General features: G+C 72.9%; 12 protein-coding genes. 5 read left to right on the top strand and 7 right to left on the bottom strand.

Annotated features, from left to right (window positions below; translation table 11 throughout):
- Window positions 1-141 precede the first annotated feature (141 nt).
- On the bottom strand, window positions 142-903 hold the full coding sequence (locus tag ACVGV0_RS07955) for an IclR family transcriptional regulator (RefSeq protein ID WP_459159216.1): 762 nt from the start codon (window positions 901-903) through the stop codon (window positions 142-144).
- Between the two features lie 243 nt (window positions 904-1146).
- On the opposite strand from ACVGV0_RS07955, the gene thiI reads away from it, so the two are divergent.
- Together thiI and ACVGV0_RS07945 are read left to right on the top strand one after the other, a co-directional pair.
- Window positions 1147-2403 carry a tRNA uracil 4-sulfurtransferase ThiI gene (gene thiI / locus ACVGV0_RS07950; protein WP_459159215.1) on the top strand — a complete coding sequence of 419 codons (1257 nt, stop codon included), beginning with the start codon at window positions 1147-1149 and terminating at the stop codon, window positions 2401-2403.
- A gap of 133 nt (window positions 2404-2536) precedes the next feature.
- Window positions 2537-3211, top strand: coding sequence for a class I SAM-dependent methyltransferase (locus ACVGV0_RS07945; RefSeq protein WP_459159214.1), 675 nt, complete (start codon window positions 2537-2539; stop codon window positions 3209-3211).
- 178 nt (window positions 3212-3389) lie between these two features.
- Here the strand turns inward: ACVGV0_RS07945 and ACVGV0_RS07940 are convergent, their stop codons facing one another.
- The 4 genes from ACVGV0_RS07940 to ACVGV0_RS07925 all read right to left on the bottom strand — a co-directional run bounded on the left by ACVGV0_RS07940 (window position 3390) and on the right by ACVGV0_RS07925 (window position 7712).
- A complete protein-coding gene (locus ACVGV0_RS07940; RefSeq protein ID WP_459159213.1) occupies window positions 3390-4430 on the bottom strand; it encodes a prenyltransferase in 1041 nt (346 codons plus the stop codon).
- Window positions 4431-4440: 10 nt separating this feature from the next.
- Window positions 4441-5169, bottom strand: a complete 729-nt coding sequence (locus tag ACVGV0_RS07935; RefSeq protein ID WP_459159212.1) for a class I SAM-dependent methyltransferase — start codon at window positions 5167-5169, stop codon at window positions 4441-4443.
- Complete coding sequence (locus tag ACVGV0_RS07930) at window positions 5163-6425, bottom strand: glycosyltransferase family 4 protein (RefSeq protein ID WP_459159211.1); 1263 nt, start codon at window positions 6423-6425, stop codon at window positions 5163-5165. Before ACVGV0_RS07930 ends, ACVGV0_RS07935 begins: the two co-directional genes overlap by 7 nt.
- A 258-nt stretch (window positions 6426-6683) precedes the next feature.
- Window positions 6684-7712, bottom strand: coding sequence for a GH25 family lysozyme (locus ACVGV0_RS07925; protein WP_459159210.1), 1029 nt, complete (start codon window positions 7710-7712; stop codon window positions 6684-6686).
- A 571-nt stretch (window positions 7713-8283) separates the two neighbouring features.
- On the opposite strand from ACVGV0_RS07925, the gene ACVGV0_RS07920 reads away from it, so the two are divergent.
- Together ACVGV0_RS07920 and ACVGV0_RS07915 are read left to right on the top strand one after the other, a co-directional pair.
- Window positions 8284-10644 carry a Tex family protein gene (locus ACVGV0_RS07920; RefSeq protein WP_459159209.1) on the top strand — a complete coding sequence of 787 codons (2361 nt, stop codon included), beginning with the start codon at window positions 8284-8286 and terminating at the stop codon, window positions 10642-10644.
- A gap of 254 nt (window positions 10645-10898) precedes the next feature.
- Window positions 10899-12023: an acyltransferase family protein gene (locus tag ACVGV0_RS07915; RefSeq protein WP_459159208.1), complete on the top strand. Its 1125-nt coding sequence runs from the start codon at window positions 10899-10901 to the stop codon at window positions 12021-12023.
- A 92-nt stretch (window positions 12024-12115) separates the two neighbouring features.
- Here the strand turns inward: ACVGV0_RS07915 and ACVGV0_RS07910 are convergent, their stop codons facing one another.
- Together ACVGV0_RS07910 and ACVGV0_RS07905 are read right to left on the bottom strand one after the other, a co-directional pair.
- Entirely contained in the window at window positions 12116-13162 is a 1047-nt protein-coding gene (locus tag ACVGV0_RS07910; RefSeq protein ID WP_459159207.1) for a cellulose-binding protein, read from the bottom strand.
- A gap of 359 nt (window positions 13163-13521) precedes the next feature.
- Window positions 13522-14151 carry a TetR/AcrR family transcriptional regulator gene (locus ACVGV0_RS07905; RefSeq protein WP_459159206.1) on the bottom strand — a complete coding sequence of 210 codons (630 nt, stop codon included), beginning with the start codon at window positions 14149-14151 and terminating at the stop codon, window positions 13522-13524.
- A 333-nt stretch (window positions 14152-14484) separates the two neighbouring features.
- Here ACVGV0_RS07905 and ACVGV0_RS07900 point away from each other — a divergent pair, with 333 nt between their 5' ends.
- Complete coding sequence (locus ACVGV0_RS07900; protein ID WP_459159205.1) at window positions 14485-15981, top strand: aldehyde dehydrogenase family protein; 1497 nt, start codon at window positions 14485-14487, stop codon at window positions 15979-15981.
- Window positions 15982-16191 lie beyond the last annotated feature (210 nt).

Genomic DNA, 16191 nt, shown 5'->3' with positions numbered 1-16191 from the left:
TCTCCGATCAGCGCGCTCGCGGCAACCTCCGATCAGCCACGCCCCGCCACCAGCAGTCCGAGGTCGGAATCGGGAACCACCGCCCCTTCCCGCCACGCGCCGACCGGCTCGCAGTGCGCGCGATGCTCGGGGAGCGCCTCCTCACGCGCCGGCGCGCAGGTCCTCCTCCGCGCGCGCCGCCGCCGCGTGCAGCTCGGCGGCCCACTCCGGCACGCGCGCCGCTTCGAACCGCACGGCGGGGGCGGACACGGAGATCGCTCCCGCACCCGCACCGGACTCGTCGTGCACCGGCACGCCTATGGCGCACACGCCGGTTTCGCTGACCTCCCGGTTGAGCGCGTACCCCTGCTCGCGCACCGCGCGCAGCTCCCGCAGCAGGTTCCGCCACCGCTCCTCGTCGAGCGAGTGGCCCCGACCCTCGCGCCGGTACAGCTGCTCCAAGCGGTGGGTTTCCAGCTCCGCGAGCAGCGCCTTGCCGCCGGAGCAGGCGTGCGCGGGCAGGATCGTTCCGCGGCGGTCGCCCACCTGCAGCACCTGGGGCGATTCGACGCTGGCGAGGAACCGGCACTGGGTGCCCATGCGCACCATGAGGTTCGTCGTCTCCCCCACCCGTTCGCACAGCGCTTCGAGGTGCGGCTGCAGCACCTTGCGCAGGTGCTGGTTCGCCGGTCCGCCCAGTCGGCTCGCGGCCAGCGCCGGACCGGGCACGTAGTTGCGGTTGCCGTCCTGCACCGCGAAGTCCCGGTAGACGAGCATCGCCAGCAAGCGGTGTGCGGTGGAACGCGCGATGCCCAGCTCCTCGGCCGCGTCGGCCACGCGCACTCCCCCGTGGTCCCGCAGCATCTGCAGCAGCAGGAGCGCGTTGTCGACCGAGCTCAGCGCGTACGGGGGCTTGTTCTTCACCGCGGGATCCTGTTCTCCTCCGCCGAATCCTCCCCCACTCTCGCGCCCGCCCCGGTGGCACCGCAACGGGCGGAGCCGAGCGCAGCGGCACGCGGGTCCCCGCACCCGGAGGGCAAGCGGCGAACGCCTTACAACCACCCGGCGGTGAGGCCGTATCCTCGAAGGGTCCTGCCGACGTCGCGCACGGCGGGCGTGCTGCCGCCCGGACGTCGGACCTACCGCGTGTCCAGAGAGGTGGAGTGCATGCCCGCGCAGCCGTGTGTGCTGCTCAAGCACGGAGAGCTCGCGATCAAGGGCCGCAACCGCGGCGTCTTCGAGCGGCACCTGCTGCGGAACCTGGAGTGGGCGCTCGGCGAGGTCGACCCCCGAGCCCGCGTGGAACGGCGCGCGGGGGTGCTGGTGGTGACCTCCCCGAACGCGCAGGACCCGCAGCGGCAGGCCGCGCTGGTCGAGCGCGCCCGGGAAGTGGTCGGCATCAGCGTCGTGCAGCCCGGGGTGCGCACGTCGAAGGACCCGGAGGCGACCGCGCAGTCCGCGCTCGAGCTGCTGCGGCAGCAGCTGGGCGCGGCACCGCGCACGTTCGCCGTGCGGGCCCGCCGACGGGACAAGAACTTCCGCATGTCGTCCTCGGAGATGGCCGCCTACTTGGGCCAGCGCGTGGTCGACGAGCTGGGCTGGCCGGTGGACCTGGACAACCCGGATACCGAGATCACCGTCGAGGTGGACTGGCGCGAGACGTTCGTGTCCGTCCAGCACCTGCGCGGCCAAGGCGGCCTGCCGGTGGGCTCCAGCGGCAGGGCCCTGTCGCTGCTGTCGGGCGGGTACGACTCGCCGGTCGCGGCGTACCGGATGATGCGACGCGGGCTGCGCTGCGACTTCCTGCACTTCACCGGCGCCCCCTACACGGGACCGTCGTCGACGTACAAGGCCTACGCGCTGGTGCGGCAGCTCAACCGGTTCCAGGGCGGTTCGCGCCTGCACGTGGTGCCGATCGGCAAGGCGCAGCGCGCGCTGGCCACCGCCGGCGCCGGGGAGCTGCAGATCGTGGCCCAGCGGCGGCTCATCGTGCGCGTGGGCACCGCGCTGGCGCAGCGGCTCGGCGGCGAAGCCCTGGTGACCGGCGACAGCCTCGGCCAGGTCTCCAGTCAGACGCTGAGCAACATGGCCACCACCGAGCAGGCGGCGGGCCTGCCGGTGATGCGGCCGCTGCTGGCCTGGGACAAGCAGGAGATCATGGGCGAGGCCGCGAGCATCGGCACGGCCGACATCTCCAAGCTGCCGGACGAGGACTGCTGCAGCCTGATCATGCCGCCGAACGTGGCCACGCACAGCCAGGACACCCAGTTGAACAAGGTCGAGAACCGCGTCGGGTTCGACGACCTGATCGAGGAGGTCCTGGAGAACATCCAGGTGCTGGAGGTCGAGGGCGAGCGCGCCGCGAGCGCCAGCTGCGAGGCCGACGGTGCCGCGGCCGACCGGGCCCCGGCCGCCACGGTCTGACCGGCGCGGTGCCGGCGGGGCGCCGCCCGCACCCTCACCGCCGCCCGGTCGCGGCGGTGCTCGTCCCGCCGCACGCCGCGCGCGGCGTGCCGTAGGCTCGGCGCGAACGCCATCGAGAGCGCCAGGAGGTCGCGTGTCCACCACGGCCCCGGAGAGCATGCCCGCGGAACTGCTCGCCCGCGCCGAGAGCACCCCCGGCTTCATGCCGGTCGACGAGGGGCTCGCGCTGCACCGGGCGGCGATCGGACATCTCGGCGCGGGCACGGCGGTGGAGATCGGCACCTACTGCGGCAAGTCCACGCTGTACCTGGCCGCCGCCGCGCGGCACACCGGCGGCGTCGTCGTCACGGTGGACCACCACAGGGGCTCGGAGGAGCACCAGCCCGGCTGGGAGTACCACGACCCGGACCTGGTCGATCCGGAAGTGGGCCGGCTGGACACGCTCGGCGCGTTCCGCCGCACCGTGGCCACCGCGGGCCTGGAGGAGCACGTGCTGGCCGTCGTCGGCGACTCGGCCGGCATGGCGGCCCGCTGGAACACCCCGCTGGGCCTGCTGTTCCTCGACGGCGGGCACACCGAGCAGGCCGCGCGGACCGACTTCGACGGCTGGGCGCACTGGGTCGTGCCCGGTGGCGCGCTCGTCATCCACGACGTCTTCCCCGATCCCCGCGACGGGGGGCAGGCCCCCTACAACGTGTACCGGCGCGCGGTGGACTCCGGGCAGTTCCGGGAGGTTTCGGTGACGGGTTCGCTGCGGGTGCTGGAACGCGTCGCGGGCGAAGCGGGCGCCCGCATCGACACCGCATGACCGTCCGCGCAAGGGACTCCGCGGAGTGGCCGGCGCAGGCGGGGTGGCCGACGCAGGCGGGCGGCCGGGGCCAGTCGGGAAGGACCCGCACAGCGCGAGCGCCCGGACGAGAACGTCCACAGCGGACTCCCCGTGCCGGAACCCAGCGCTGCGCGGACGCGCGGACCGGGCGGCTCCGTCACCCCGCCACCGCGGCGACCCGCGCGCGCACCGGGCGCGCCGCTGCGGTGCCACCGCGGAAGATCCCGTTCGCCGGCGTGGTGCGCGACAGCGCGTCGGCGGCGAGGATCACCGCGGCCGACGTCCACGTGGTCCGCTCCCACGGCCACCGCTTGCCGTCGGCGAAGACGTGGCCGGTCCAGTACGACCCGTCCTCGTCGCGCAGGTGCTGCATCGCGGCGAACAGCTTGTGCGCCCACGCGCTCTCCCCGAGCGCGTCCAGGCTCAGCACGAGCTCGCAGGTCTCGGCTCCGGTCACCCACGGATGGTCGGTGACGCACCGCACGCCCAGACCGTCCACGACGAACTCGTCCCAGCGGGAGCGCAGCAGCGCCGCCGCCGCGGTGCCGCGCACCGCCCCGCCCAGAACCGGGTAGTACCAGTCCATCGAATAGCGGGGCTTCGGCGCGAACGCGCCCGGTTCCGCGCGCACCACCGCGCCCAGCCGGTCGGCCGCCTCCCGCCAGTGCGGCTGCGGACTGCCCACGTGCTCGGCCAGGGCGAGCGCGCACCGCAGGCTGTGGTGGATGCTGGAACAGCCGGACAGCAGCGCCTCGTCGAGCGGGACGCCGCGCGGGTCCACCGCCCAGCTGATCTGCCCGCGCTCGCGCTGGGCGCCGAGGACGAACTCGACGGCCGCGCGCACCGCGGGCCACATCTCGGCGGCGAAGTCCGCGTCCCCGGTCAGCAGCACGTGGTGCCACACGCCGACCGCGGGGTAGGCGCAGAAGTTCGTGTCCGCGGCGGCGTCCTCGACGCGTCCGGCGCGCACGCGCAGCGGCCAGGACCCGTCGGGGCGCTGCGTCGCGCGCAACCACCGGTAGGCGCGGGCGGCGCGGTCCCGCTCGCCCGCCGCTGCCAGTCCCATCGCGGCTTCCACGTGGTCCCACGGGTCCACGTGCCCGCCCGGATACCAGGGGATCGCCCCGGAGTCGAGCTGCACCATGCCGATCGTGCGCGCGGTGCGGCGCACCTGCTCGGCGGTGATGGTGCCGGGCACCGCCGGGACCTCAGGCGGCACCTGGCGCCCCCGGTTTGCCGAAGTAGGCGACCACGCTCTTGCCGAGCACCGGGTCGAGCAGCCGTTCGGCCGCGCGCGTGACCCGCGGGCGCCGCATCAGGTCCCACACGAGCATCCGGTGGTACGCCCGCACGGCCGGGTGCTCGTCGTCGTCCGGCCCCACCGCGCACTTCAGCCACCAGTACGGCGAGTGCAGCGCGTGCGCGTGGTGGTGGAACGCCGGCCGCAGCCCCGCCTCGCGGAGTTTGGCCTGCAGCTCCTCGGTGCGGTAGATGCGCACGTGCCCGCCTTCGACCTGGTGGTACTCGTCGGAGAAGGCCCAGCACACGCGTTCGGGGAACCAACGCGGCACGGTGACGACGACCCGCCCGCCGGGCTTGACCACGCGGACCAGCTCGTGCATCGCCTTCTCGTCCTCGGGCAGGTGCTCCAGGATCTCCGAGGCGATGACCCGGTCGAAGTGCTCGTCGGGGAACGGCAGCGACAGCGCGTCCCCGGCGACCGTGGTGGCGCTGGCCGCGGCGGGGACCTCGTCCCCCGCCTCCATCGCGGCGAACATCGTCGCCACGTTCTCCAGTTCGGCGGCGTCGTGGTCGAAGGCGACGACCTCCGCCCCGCGGCGGTACAGCTCGAAGGCGTGCCGCCCGGCGCCGCACCCCAGGTCGAGCGCGCGCATGCCCGGTGCCACGCCGAGCTTGTCGAAGTCCACCGTCAGCACCGGGCCGCTCCCTTCCGCGCCGCCTGCCGGCGCGTTCGCTCGATCGCTTCCGCGTAGCAGTCGACCGTGGCGGCGGCCACGGAAGTCCAGCTGTAGCGCTCCACCACCCGGCGCCGGCCGGCCTCGCCGAGCCGGTGCCGGTAGTCCGGGGAGTCCAGCACCGCGCCCAGCGCCGCCGCGAGCTCCTCGGCGTCGCCGGGGCGGACGAGTTCCACGGTTTCGCCGTGCTCGCCCGCGACCTCCGGGATGGCGCCGGCGCGGCTGGCCACCAGCGGGGTGCCGCAGGCCATGGCCTCCACCGTGGGCAGCGAGAAGCCCTCGTACAGCGAGGGGACGCAGGCCACCTCGGCCGAACCGAGCAGCTCGGCGATCCCGTCGTCGCTGAGCCCGCTCGCGGTGCGCACCACGTCGCCGATGGCGAGGTCCTCGATGCGGCGCTCGGTGGGCCCGCCGGGGATCGGTTGGGAGACGAGCACCAGTTCCACGTCGCGTTCGGTGCGCAGCTTCGCGACGGCCTCCAGCAGCGTGCCCACGCCTTTCATGGGGGTGTCGGCGCTGGCCATGGCGACGATCCGGCCGGGGACGCGCGGGGCTCGCGGCGGGTGGAACACCGCCGGGTCCACGCCGAGGGGGACGACGTTGAGCTGGTCGCGGCGCACGCCGAAGTCGCGCCGGATGTCGGCGGCGGAGGACTCGGACACGGTCATCAGGTGCGGGATGCGCCGGGCCACGCGGGCCTGCATCCGCAGGAAGCCGTACCAGCGGCGGAGGGTGATCCGCCGCCGCCCCCGCGCGTTCGCGAGGTCGACGCGGCGGTCGTGCGTGATCGGGTGGTGGATGGTCGCCGTCACCGGCAGCCCCGCCGCGGGCAGGCGGAGCAGGCCGTAGCCGAGGCTCTGGTTGTCGTGCACCACGTCGAACTCGTGCGCGCGGGCGCGCAGTTCCCCGGCCGCGCGCAGGGTGAACGTCAGCGGCTCGGGGAATCCCGCGGTCCACATGGTGCCGAGCTCGAGCAGGTCGACCCAGTCCCGGAGCTCGCGCCAGTGGGGCGTGCGGAAGGGGTCGGGATCGCGGTACAGGTCCAGGCTGGGCACGCGGGTGAGCCGCACCTCCGGGTCCAGCTCCGGGTAGGGCTGCCCGGAGAAGACCTCCACGTGGTGGCCGAGCTCGGCCAGACCCCGGCTGAGATGGCGCACGTACACACCTTGGCCGCCGCTGTGCGGCTTGCTGCGGTAGGACAGCAGCGCGATTCGCACGGGTTCACCTCGCAGGCCGGTCGCCCCCCGACCGGATCTGGAACCGGGTCGTTCCGGCCGGGCCTGAGCGATCACCTTAACCCGACCCGGCGAGCGGCGATCCCGTCAGGTGGTGTCCACCACGACACCGCAACCCCCGCTCGCCCCGGACAGGCACGTGGGCCGCCCGCGTGCGCGGACGGCCCACGTGCCGGAGGGGCGCCGCACCCCGCGCCGGGGGCTGCGGCGTTGTCGCACTGCTCGGGGCGGAGCCCCGGATCAGCGGGCCAGCTGCTCCAGCCGGGCCTGGCCCTCGCGGAACAGGTTGATGTCGGTGCTGCCGCTGATGCCGGGCACCGTGCCCTCGTCCGTGTACTGCCAGAAGTCCCAGTTGTCGAAGCCGGCGGGCACCGAGGGCTGATCGACCTCGTAGGCGGCGAGCCACAGCGGGTGGTCGTTGTAGCTGTCCGTGCCGCCCATGCACTGCTGCCAGAACGACGGGTTGGCGTAGATGATCGGTTTTTCGCCGGTGCGTTCCTTGACGGTGTTGTTGAAGCCGTCCACCCACTGGTGCATCTGGTCGACGGACTTGCCGTAGCAACCGCCGCTGTTCGGGTCGACCTCCAGGTCCAGCACGGGCGGCAGCGACTTGCCGTCCTGCTGGTAGTCGGCCACGTCGAGGAAGCGGTTGGCCTGCTCCTCCGGACCGGAGGATCCGGGGCGGGCGAAGTGGTAGGCGCCGGCGATCATCCCGGCGTCCTTGGCGCCGTGGTACTGCTGCGAGTACGTCGGGCTGGTGAAGCTCGTTCCATCCGTGGCCAGCACGAACGTGAACTTCTTGCCGGATCCGGCGACCTGCTTCCAGTCGATGGAGCCGTTGTGGTTGGACACGTCGATGCCCTCCACCGGCGGCCCGACCGGAGCGGGGGCCTCCTGCTCCTCGGCCTGCTGCCCGCCTGCCTGCTGCTGCGGGGAGTCCTCGGCCTTGGCCATCATCCGCTCGGCCGTCCCGGGCGACATCTCGCCGGTCTGGGCCGCTTCCTGCACGTCGCGCTGCTGCGTGCCGGGGCCGGCGAGGCTGGCGATGACGATGCCGACGAGGCCGACCGCGGCCACGGCACCTCCGGCCTGCATGGCCCGGGCGCGCGTCGGCACGCCCTCACCGCCGGGCAGGTTGGCCGACAGCCGGCTGAACAGCAGCGCCACCCTCTCCCGGAAGCGCTGCACGGCCGGGGCCTCCCATCCGCGCCGGAGCGTCGGCAGGACGGCGGCGACCGCGCGGTGCACCGCCGGTCGCACGCGATCCACGCCGGAGCGCAGCGTCGTGTCGACCGAGTGCGCGGCCGAGCGGACCGTGGACCACTGGCCGCGTGCCCCATCGTTCGGGTCCGACGGGGCACCGTTGACGTCTGAATCGGGGGATCGTGTTGCGTCGGGGTCTTCATGTGTCACGAGACCCCACACTCCAGCGCGGAGCGTAGCCGTGCATCACGGTTTCTACGGGGTTCGGTACCTAGATTGACCCCTCGGGGTGTACTTGCGTGCAGCTGCAAACACGCATCGTGGCGAATCTCCGGGAAAACCTCGCATCCCGGACCGCTGCGCGCCAGCCGCCCCTCCCCGGGTCCGCCGAGCACCGGGAGCAGCCCCTCCCGACCGCTCGCAGGTGCGCTCCGCACGGCCCCGCGGCGCACTGGACGCGCACCCTACGGGACGCCCGCGGCGCCGGGAGCACCCCGTCCCGCTGGCGGGCCGCACCAGCCCCGCCCGACACGCCGCCGCGACTGGCGCGCGAGCCGCGCGGAGCGTTCCGGCACAATGCGAGCGGAGTCAGCGGAGATCGCGAAAGCACAGCGTAGGAAGCAGGCAGCGAGGCATCGTGACCACAGCCGTTCACCAGAAGATCGCCGAGGAACTCGGAGTCCAGCAGCGCCAGGTCGAAGCCGTGGTCGAGCTGCTCGACGACGGCGCCACCGTGCCGTTCGTGGCTCGCTACCGCAAGGAGGTCACCGGCGGGCTCGACGACACCCAGCTGCGCACGCTCGAGGAGCGGCTGCAGTACCTGCGGGAGCTCGAGCAGCGCCGCGAGGCCGTCCTGGAGTCCGTCCGCTCCCAGGGCAAGCTCGACGAAGAGCTCGAAGCGCGCATCCGGGCCGCCGAGACCAAGGCCCGCCTGGAGGACATCTACCTCCCGTTCAAACCCAAGCGCCGCACGAAGGCGCAGATCGCGATCGAGTCCGGCCTGGAGCCGCTCGCGGACCGGTTGCTGACCGACCCGGCGCTCGACCCGGACACCACCGCCGCCGAGTACGTCGACCCCGACAACGGGGTGGCCGATGCCGACGCGGCGCTGACCGGTGCCCGCGCGATCCTGGTGGAGCGCTTCGCCGAGGACGCCGACCTCGTCGGCGAACTGCGCGAGCGGATGTGGCAGCGCGGCCGCCTCGTCTCCCGCGTGCGCGAGGGCAAGCAGGAGGAAGGCGCCAAGTACTCCGACTACTTCGAGTTCGACGAGGCCTTCACCGCGCTGCCAGCGCACCGCGTGCTCGCGCTGTTCCGCGGGGAGAAGGAGGAGGTGCTCGAGCTCACCCTCGAGGCCGACTCCGACGCGGAAGCCACGGGCGCGGACTACCAGCGGATCATCGCCGCGCACGTCGGGATCGCCGACGAGGGCCGCCCGGCCGACGAGTGGCTCGGCGGGGTGGTCCGGTGGGCCTGGCGCACCCGCGTGTTCACCCGCCTGTCGGTGGACCTGCGCACGCGGCTGCGGCAGCAGGCCGAGGACGAGGCCGTGCGGGTGTTCGCCGCGAACCTGCGCGACCTGCTGCTGGCCGCCCCCGCCGGGACCCGGCCGACGATCGGCCTCGACCCGGGGTACCGCACCGGCGTCAAGGTCGCCGTCGTCGACGGCACCGGCAAGCTCGTCGCCACCGACACGATCCACCCGCACAAACCGCAGCAGCGCTGGGACGCCGCGCGCGAGCGGCTGGCCGGGCTGGCGCGCGAGCACGGGGTCGGGCTCGTCGCGATCGGCAACGGCACCGCCTCCCGCGAGACCGAACGGCTCGCGGACGAGATCATCAAGACCCACCCGGACCTCGGGCTGACGAAGCTGACCGTCTCGGAGGCCGGTGCGTCGGTGTACTCGGCTTCCGAGTACGCCGCCCGGGAGCTGCCGGACCTGGACGTGTCGCTGCGCGGCGCCGTGTCCATCGCGCGGCGGCTGCAGGACCCGCTGGCCGAGCTGGTCAAGATCGACCCGAAGTCGATCGGCGTCGGCCAGTACCAGCACGACATGTCCGAGGCGAAGCTCTCCCGCTCGCTCGACGCGGTCGTCGAGGACTGCGTGAACGCGGTCGGTGTCGACGTGAACACCGCGTCGGTGCCGCTGCTCGCCCGCGTGTCCGGCATCGGGGCGGGGCTGGCCGACAACATCGTCCGCCACCGCGACGACCACGGCGCGTTCCACGACCGCGAGGCGCTCAAGGAGGTCACCCGGCTCGGCCCGAAGGCCTTCGAGCAGTGCGCCGGGTTCCTCCGCGTCCCGGACGGCGAGAACCCGCTGGACTCCTCGGCCGTGCACCCCGAGTCCTACCCGGTGGTGCGGCGCATCGCCGAGAGCACCAGCAGCGACCTGAGCACGCTCGTCGGCAACGAAGCGCTGCTGCACCAGCTGCGCCCGCAGGACTTCGTCGACGACGCCGTCGGCCTGCCCACGGTGACCGACATCCTGTCCGAACTGGAGAAACCCGGGCGGGATCCGCGCGGCGAGTTCCGCACCGCGAACTTCGCCGAAGGTGTGGAAACCCTGGCGGACCTGCGCTCCGGGATGCAGCTGGAAGGCGTGGTCACCAACGTCGCCGCGTTCGGCGCGTTCGTCGACGTCGGGGTGCACCAGGACGGCTTGGTGCACGTCTCGGCGATGTCGAAGAACTACGTCAGCGATCCCCGCGACGTCGCCAAACCCGGTGACGTGGTCCGGGTGAAGGTGCTCGACGTGGACGAGGAGCGCAAGCGCATCTCGCTGACGCTGCGGCTCGACGACGAGCCCGGTCGTGCGCAGGGCAAGCGCGAGTCCGCAGGCGGCGGCCGCCCGTCCGGCGGCAAGGGCAAGGACAACGGCGGCAAGAGCGGCGGCGGCAAGGGCGGCGGCAAGCGCCCCCGCGGCGGTCGTCAGCAGCAGGACGCGCCGAGCGGCGCGCTGGCCGACGCGCTGCGGCGCGCCGGCTTCTCCGGGTGAGCGCACGACGACGGAGCGCGGCCACCGGCCCCGCGCTGCAGGGGCCGGTGGCCGCGCTCCCGCTCGACCCGTTGCACCGGCGCCACCCGCGCCGATCCCCGCGCGGCGAGAGCACCGGCACTGCCGCGGAATCCACGGGTGAACGCGATGGCGTCAGCTGGGCGGCGGCGTCAGCGACGGAGCTCCCAGCGAGTTCCCAGCAGGCTCCCAGAGCGCATGAAGCCGACAAAGCCGGGGTTGGTAACGTACTTCGCGTGTCCGAGCAGACCACTCTGAACACCCGCACGTCCTCGGGCAAGAGCACGCGAAAGATCAGCTGGGACGTGGTGCGCACCGCGTGCGTGACGCTGGTGATGCTCTACCACGGCACCCACCTGAGCGTTCAGCTGCACCCCGAACTGGCGCCCCGCACCTTCGAGTTCCCGTTCCAGGTGGGGGCCAGCATGCTGCTGGTGATCTCCGCCTACTTCGCGTGCGTGACGATCGGCCGCGGAGCGGTCTCCCGGTACTGGTGGAACCGGGTGGCGCGGCTGTTCCCGCCGTTCGTCGGCGCGGTGCTCGTCATCTACTTCGCCATGCGCCTGGTGCCGATCGAGGGGTGGTTCTTCCCCGGACCGCAGCACCTCGTCGAGAACCTGCTCATGCTGTGGCACTGGGACGACGACGTGTTCTTCCTCGACGGCTCGCACTGGACCGTTCCGCTGCAGCTCATGGGCTTCACCGCGGCGGCGGTGCTGTACCGGGCGCGCCTCGGGCACGGACGTGCCGTCGTCGGGCTGCTGTGGGTTCTGGTCTTCCTCCCGATCGCGCAGTGGCCGCTGCGCGTGTCCGGTCCGCCGGAGGTGTACCGGGTGCTCGTCGACGGCCTCGGCGCGCACCGCTGGCACCTGTTCGTCGCCGGCATCGCGATCTGGCTGTGGTCGCAGCGGCGCATCGGGAACCGGCACTTCACCGCGCTGCTGGCCTCGTGCATGTTCGCCCAGGCCCTGCACAACCACGCGGTGATGCCGGACGGTTCGCTCGAAGCCGACTGGGGCTCGACGATCGCGGTGTGCATCGGGCTGGTCGTGATCGCGGCGACCGCCAACGGCCCGGACTGGAACCGGTTCGTCCCCGACTGGCTGGGGCGCCGGTTCACCTGGTTCGCCGGCATCTCCTACGGCGTGTTCCTCATGCACCAGACCCTCGGCTACGTCGTCTCCCGCAAGCTCCAGGACGCCGGGTTCGGGCCGACGACGCAGACGCTGGCGATGCTGATCACCGGCGTGCTGCTCGGGTGGGCGCTGACGCACGTCGTCGAGCGGCCGATCCACCGCACGCTCATGCGCGGCTACGACCGGTGGGCCCAGCGCCGCGGGCGGGCACCGGTCCTCCCCTGAGCGCGCGCTGCCCCTGACCACCCGCTGCGCGGTGCCGGCTCGCGGGCCGGCACCGCGCAGCGGGCGGCGTGCGGCACCCCGCCGGGTCGTGCTCAGCCGGGCGAGCGGGCGGGAGCTTCGGCCTCCGCCGCGGGGTCCCCGGCAGCCTCCTCCTGCTCGGCGTCGGCCTCCGGGGAGGTCTCGACGTGCCGGCCGGACTCGGCACCTGATCCCGGTTCCAGCGACGGCTCGGCGTCGCGCTGCCGCGGCACGCGCACCCGCTCGGAGGGCACCTGCCGGCCCGCGGCGACGTGCTGCACGTAGTTGTCGGCCTGCCCGCACTCGGCTCCGCTCTCCGTCGCGGCGAGGAACGGTTCCGCGCTGTCGAGCACGGCCTGGGCCGCGCGGACCTGCTCGCCGAGGTCGCGGCGCAACCGCAGCATCGTGTCCGCGTACTCGTCGGCGCGGCGGATGCGGCGCTGCGCCTCGTCCGTGGCCTCGCGCACCAGGCGCTCCGCCTCGGCACGGCTGGTGCGTTCCCGCTCGTCCAGCGCGCGCATCTCCTCGTCGCGGCGGGCGGCCATGGAGACCTCGAAGTCGTGCTCGACCTGACTGCGCCGCTGTTCGGCCTCGGCGTCGAGCCGGCGCCGGTGCTGCTCGGCCTCGTCGGCCATGCGCTGCACTTCCTCGCGGGTCCGCTGCAGCATCTCGGTGCGCTGCTGCTCCGACTGCCGCCGCCACTCGTCGGCCTCGGCGACGAGCTGCTCGTAGCGGTTGCGTAATTCCGCGGCGGACTGCTCCGAGCGGGCCCACTCGTGCTCGGCCGCGGCGCGGGCGGAGGCGGTGATCTCCTCGGCCTCGTCCTTGGCCAGTCGGACCATCCGGCGCAGCCGGTCGGACAGGGCGGTCTCGTCGACCGGCGTCCGGGCCTGCTCGTCGAGCTGCCGCTGCAGGGAGTCGATGTCGGCGCGTGCCTGCTCCAACTGCTGCGACAGGTCGGCGACCTGGCCCAGCGCCGAGTCCCGGTCCTCGGCGAGCATCCGGATCTCGTTCTCGGCTTGCTGGATGTAGAACTTGACCTGGGAACGCCGGTATCCCCACCAGACGGTGTCGAAATCCGCTTGCAGCGGCACGAGTTCGCGATCCTCTTGCTGGCCCACGGTCTCACCTCGCTCGGGACGGGCTGTCATTGCGCTTCGAGCGAAGCCGCACCCGGCGGCACATTCCGTTCTACGCCACGGACCGGCGTGAACGAATCACTCCGGGCGACTGAACCGGATAACACGCGCACCAGCGCCACCCGATCAGTCGAGCCATTGGCGCGGCGGGTCACTCTGTTGATCGATTCTCCGAGCGGGCGTTAGCCGATATCAACAGTCGTGATGCGATGTGCATCAACCTGCAACCCGGGCGCCGGCGCGACGCCACCGCCCGGCCTCCTCCGCATCCGGGCGCCTGCGGCGCCGCAGGGGACCACCGAGGCAGTGCTCCCCGGACCGCACCTCGGGCGCGGAGCCCCTCAGACCGAACGGACCGCGCCGGCGGAGTCGGCAGGCGCCTCCCCCGCTCCTCCGGGGCGGAGGATCCGCTGGAAGGTCGTGAGGATGTCGGCGCGCTCCGGCAGCGTCTCCCGCACGATCCCCTGCAGCAGCAGACCGCAGAACGCGACCGACAGGGCTCGGCCCGTGGTCGGGTCGGTGTAGCCGGCGAACAGCTCGGCCAGCGTCGAGTCCCACTCCTGGCTCACGTGCCGCAGCGCGGGCCGGTGCAGCGCCGCGATGTAGAGCTCGTGCTCCACGGCGGTACGGGTGCGCTCCGGCCCGAGGTAGTGCAGGACGAGCTCGGTCAGCGCTTCGGCCAGGTCCTGCTGCGGCTGCCGCGTCCGCGCCCACTCGCGCAGCTGCACGACGTCGTCGGCGGCCGCCTGCCGCAGCGCTTCGGCGAGGAGGTCGTCGAGCGTGGAGAAGTAGTAGGTCGTCGACCCCAGGGGCACGTTCGCCTGCGCGGCGACCGCCCGGTGCGTGAGCTTCTCCACGCCCCGCTCGGCCACGACGGCGATCGCGGCGCGCGCGATGCGCTCGCGCCGGTCCGGATCCTTCGCGCGCCGCTTGGCCGCACCGGTGGTCTCGGCGGTTCCCGTGATCGACATCCCGTTCGACACCACCCCTCGTGTCGGCTGCCACAGCCCTTCGCGCCCACCGGCAGCTCGACGCCCGGCGGGTGTTTGATCAGCGTCCGCCCAGCCTGCCACACGCGGCGGGGGCGGCGATGCGATCCAACTCACGAGCACCGCATCTCCGCAGTTCAACGGCATCATTCTACGCCGCGCGGACGCGCTTCTCGCGATCGTTCGCAGGGCCCCCGCACAGCGTCATGTACATCTGTACACACACGCTGCTAGGCTCAGTCCCGTTCGATTGCAGACGCCGAACTCGACGCGCACGGCAACCGCGGCGCGAACAACGACTACGGGAAATCACGCATGTCGCAAGCGGAAAACACGAACGCCACGCTGTTCATCGACGGCGTGTGGACGAACGCCGCGCAAGGCGGTAGCCGGGAGATCCGGTGCCCCGCCGACGGCGGTCTCGTCACCACCGTGGACGAGGCCGACCGCACCGACGCGGAACGCGCGATCGCCGCCGCGCGACGCGCCTTCGACACCGGCGACTGGCCCCGCACCCCCGCGTGGGAACGCGGTGACCTGCTGCTGAGGGTCAGCGACATCCTGGTGCGCGACACCGAGGAGTTCGCGATCGCCGAGTCGCGCGACACCGGCAAGCGGCTCGAGGAGAGCCGCATCGACATGGCCGACATCGCCGCGTGCTTCCGGTACTACGGCAAGATCGCCGGTACCGAGGCCGGGCGGGTCGTCGACACCGGCTCCGCCGACGCCATCAGCAGGGTGCAGCACGAACCGGTCGGCGTGTGCGGCCTGATCACGCCGTGGAACTACCCGCTGCTGCAGGTCGCGTGGAAGGTCGCCCCCGCGCTGGCCGCGGGCAACACCTTCGTGCTCAAGCCGAGCGAGCTCACCCCGAGCACCGCCGTGCTGCTCGTGCGCGCGCTCACCGAGGCCGGCCTGCCGGCAGGTGTGGGCAACCTCGTGCTGGGCACGGGCGCCGAGGCCGGTTCGGTGCTGTCCGAGCACGCCGACGTGGACCTGGTGTCGTTCACCGGCGGGCTGCACACCGGCCGGAAGATCGCCGCCGCGGCGGCCGGCACGGTGAAGAAGGTCGCGCTCGAACTCGGCGGCAAGAACCCCAACGTCGTCTTCGCCGACGCCGACTTCGACACCGCGGTCGACTACGCCATGCTCGCGATCTTCCTGCACTCCGGGCAGGTGTGCTCGGCCGGTGCCCGGCTGGTCGTGCAGGACGAGCTGCACGACGCGCTCGTCGACGAGATCGTGCGCCGCGCGCAGCGCATCCGCATCGGTGGCCCGTTCGACGAGGACGCCGAGACCGGCCCGCTGATCTCCGCGGAGCAGCTGCGCAAGGTCGAGGACTACGTGTCCAAGTCCCTCGGTGAGGGAGCTGTCCTGCGCACCGGCGGTGCCCGCCCGGAGGGCGAGCGCTACGCCTCCGGTCACTACTACCTGCCCACCGTGCTCGACGAGGTCCAGCAGGGCTCGTACGCGGTGACCGAGGAGTCGTTCGGCCCGGTGCTCACCGTCGAGCGGTTCACCGACGAGGACGATGCGGTCCGCATCGCCAACGACACGCACTACGGCCTCGCCGGCGCGGTGTTCACCTCCGACCCGGCGAAGGCGCAGCGGGTCGCCAACCGGATGCGGCACGGCACCATCTGGATCAACGACTTCCACCCGTACCTGCCGCAGGCGGAATGGGGTGGCATGAAGCAGTCCGGTGTGGGGCGTGAACTCGGCCGCGCCGGACTCGGCGAGTACCAGGAAACCAAGCACGTCTACCAGAACCTGCAGCCGCAGCCGCTGAACTGGCTGTTCACCGGGGAATAGCCCCCTGCAGAGCGCGTCCGCCCGCCGGTGGTCCGGCTCCGGCCGCCAGCAGCCGTGCCGCTGCCGGTGGGCGACCGCGCAGCACATCGCCGGCCGCGCCGGGCGGAGAGCCGCGCACGCGGCAGTACAGCGCCGTGCGCCGCGATTCCCCCGCATTCACGCACGGGGGCGCGTGTGTCCGCCCGGCGGTGGTCCGCGGAAAAACCGGAA

Source organism: Salinifilum ghardaiensis (genome assembly GCF_054491345.1).
The sequence above is the reverse complement of the archived record's forward strand: the minus strand, read 5'-3'. Positions and strand labels throughout refer to the sequence as shown.

What these genes read in the sequence shown, in the direction of transcription:
- thiI (WP_459159215.1), top strand. Translation starts at nt 1,147, where the DNA reads ATGCCCGCGCAGCCGTGTGTGCTGCTCAAGCACGGAGAGCTCGCGATC.
- ACVGV0_RS07905 (WP_459159206.1), bottom strand. Translation starts at nt 14,151, where the DNA reads ATGTCGATCACGGGAACCGCCGAGACCACCGGTGCGGCCAAGCGGCGC.
- ACVGV0_RS07900 (WP_459159205.1), top strand. Translation starts at nt 14,485, where the DNA reads ATGTCGCAAGCGGAAAACACGAACGCCACGCTGTTCATCGACGGCGTG.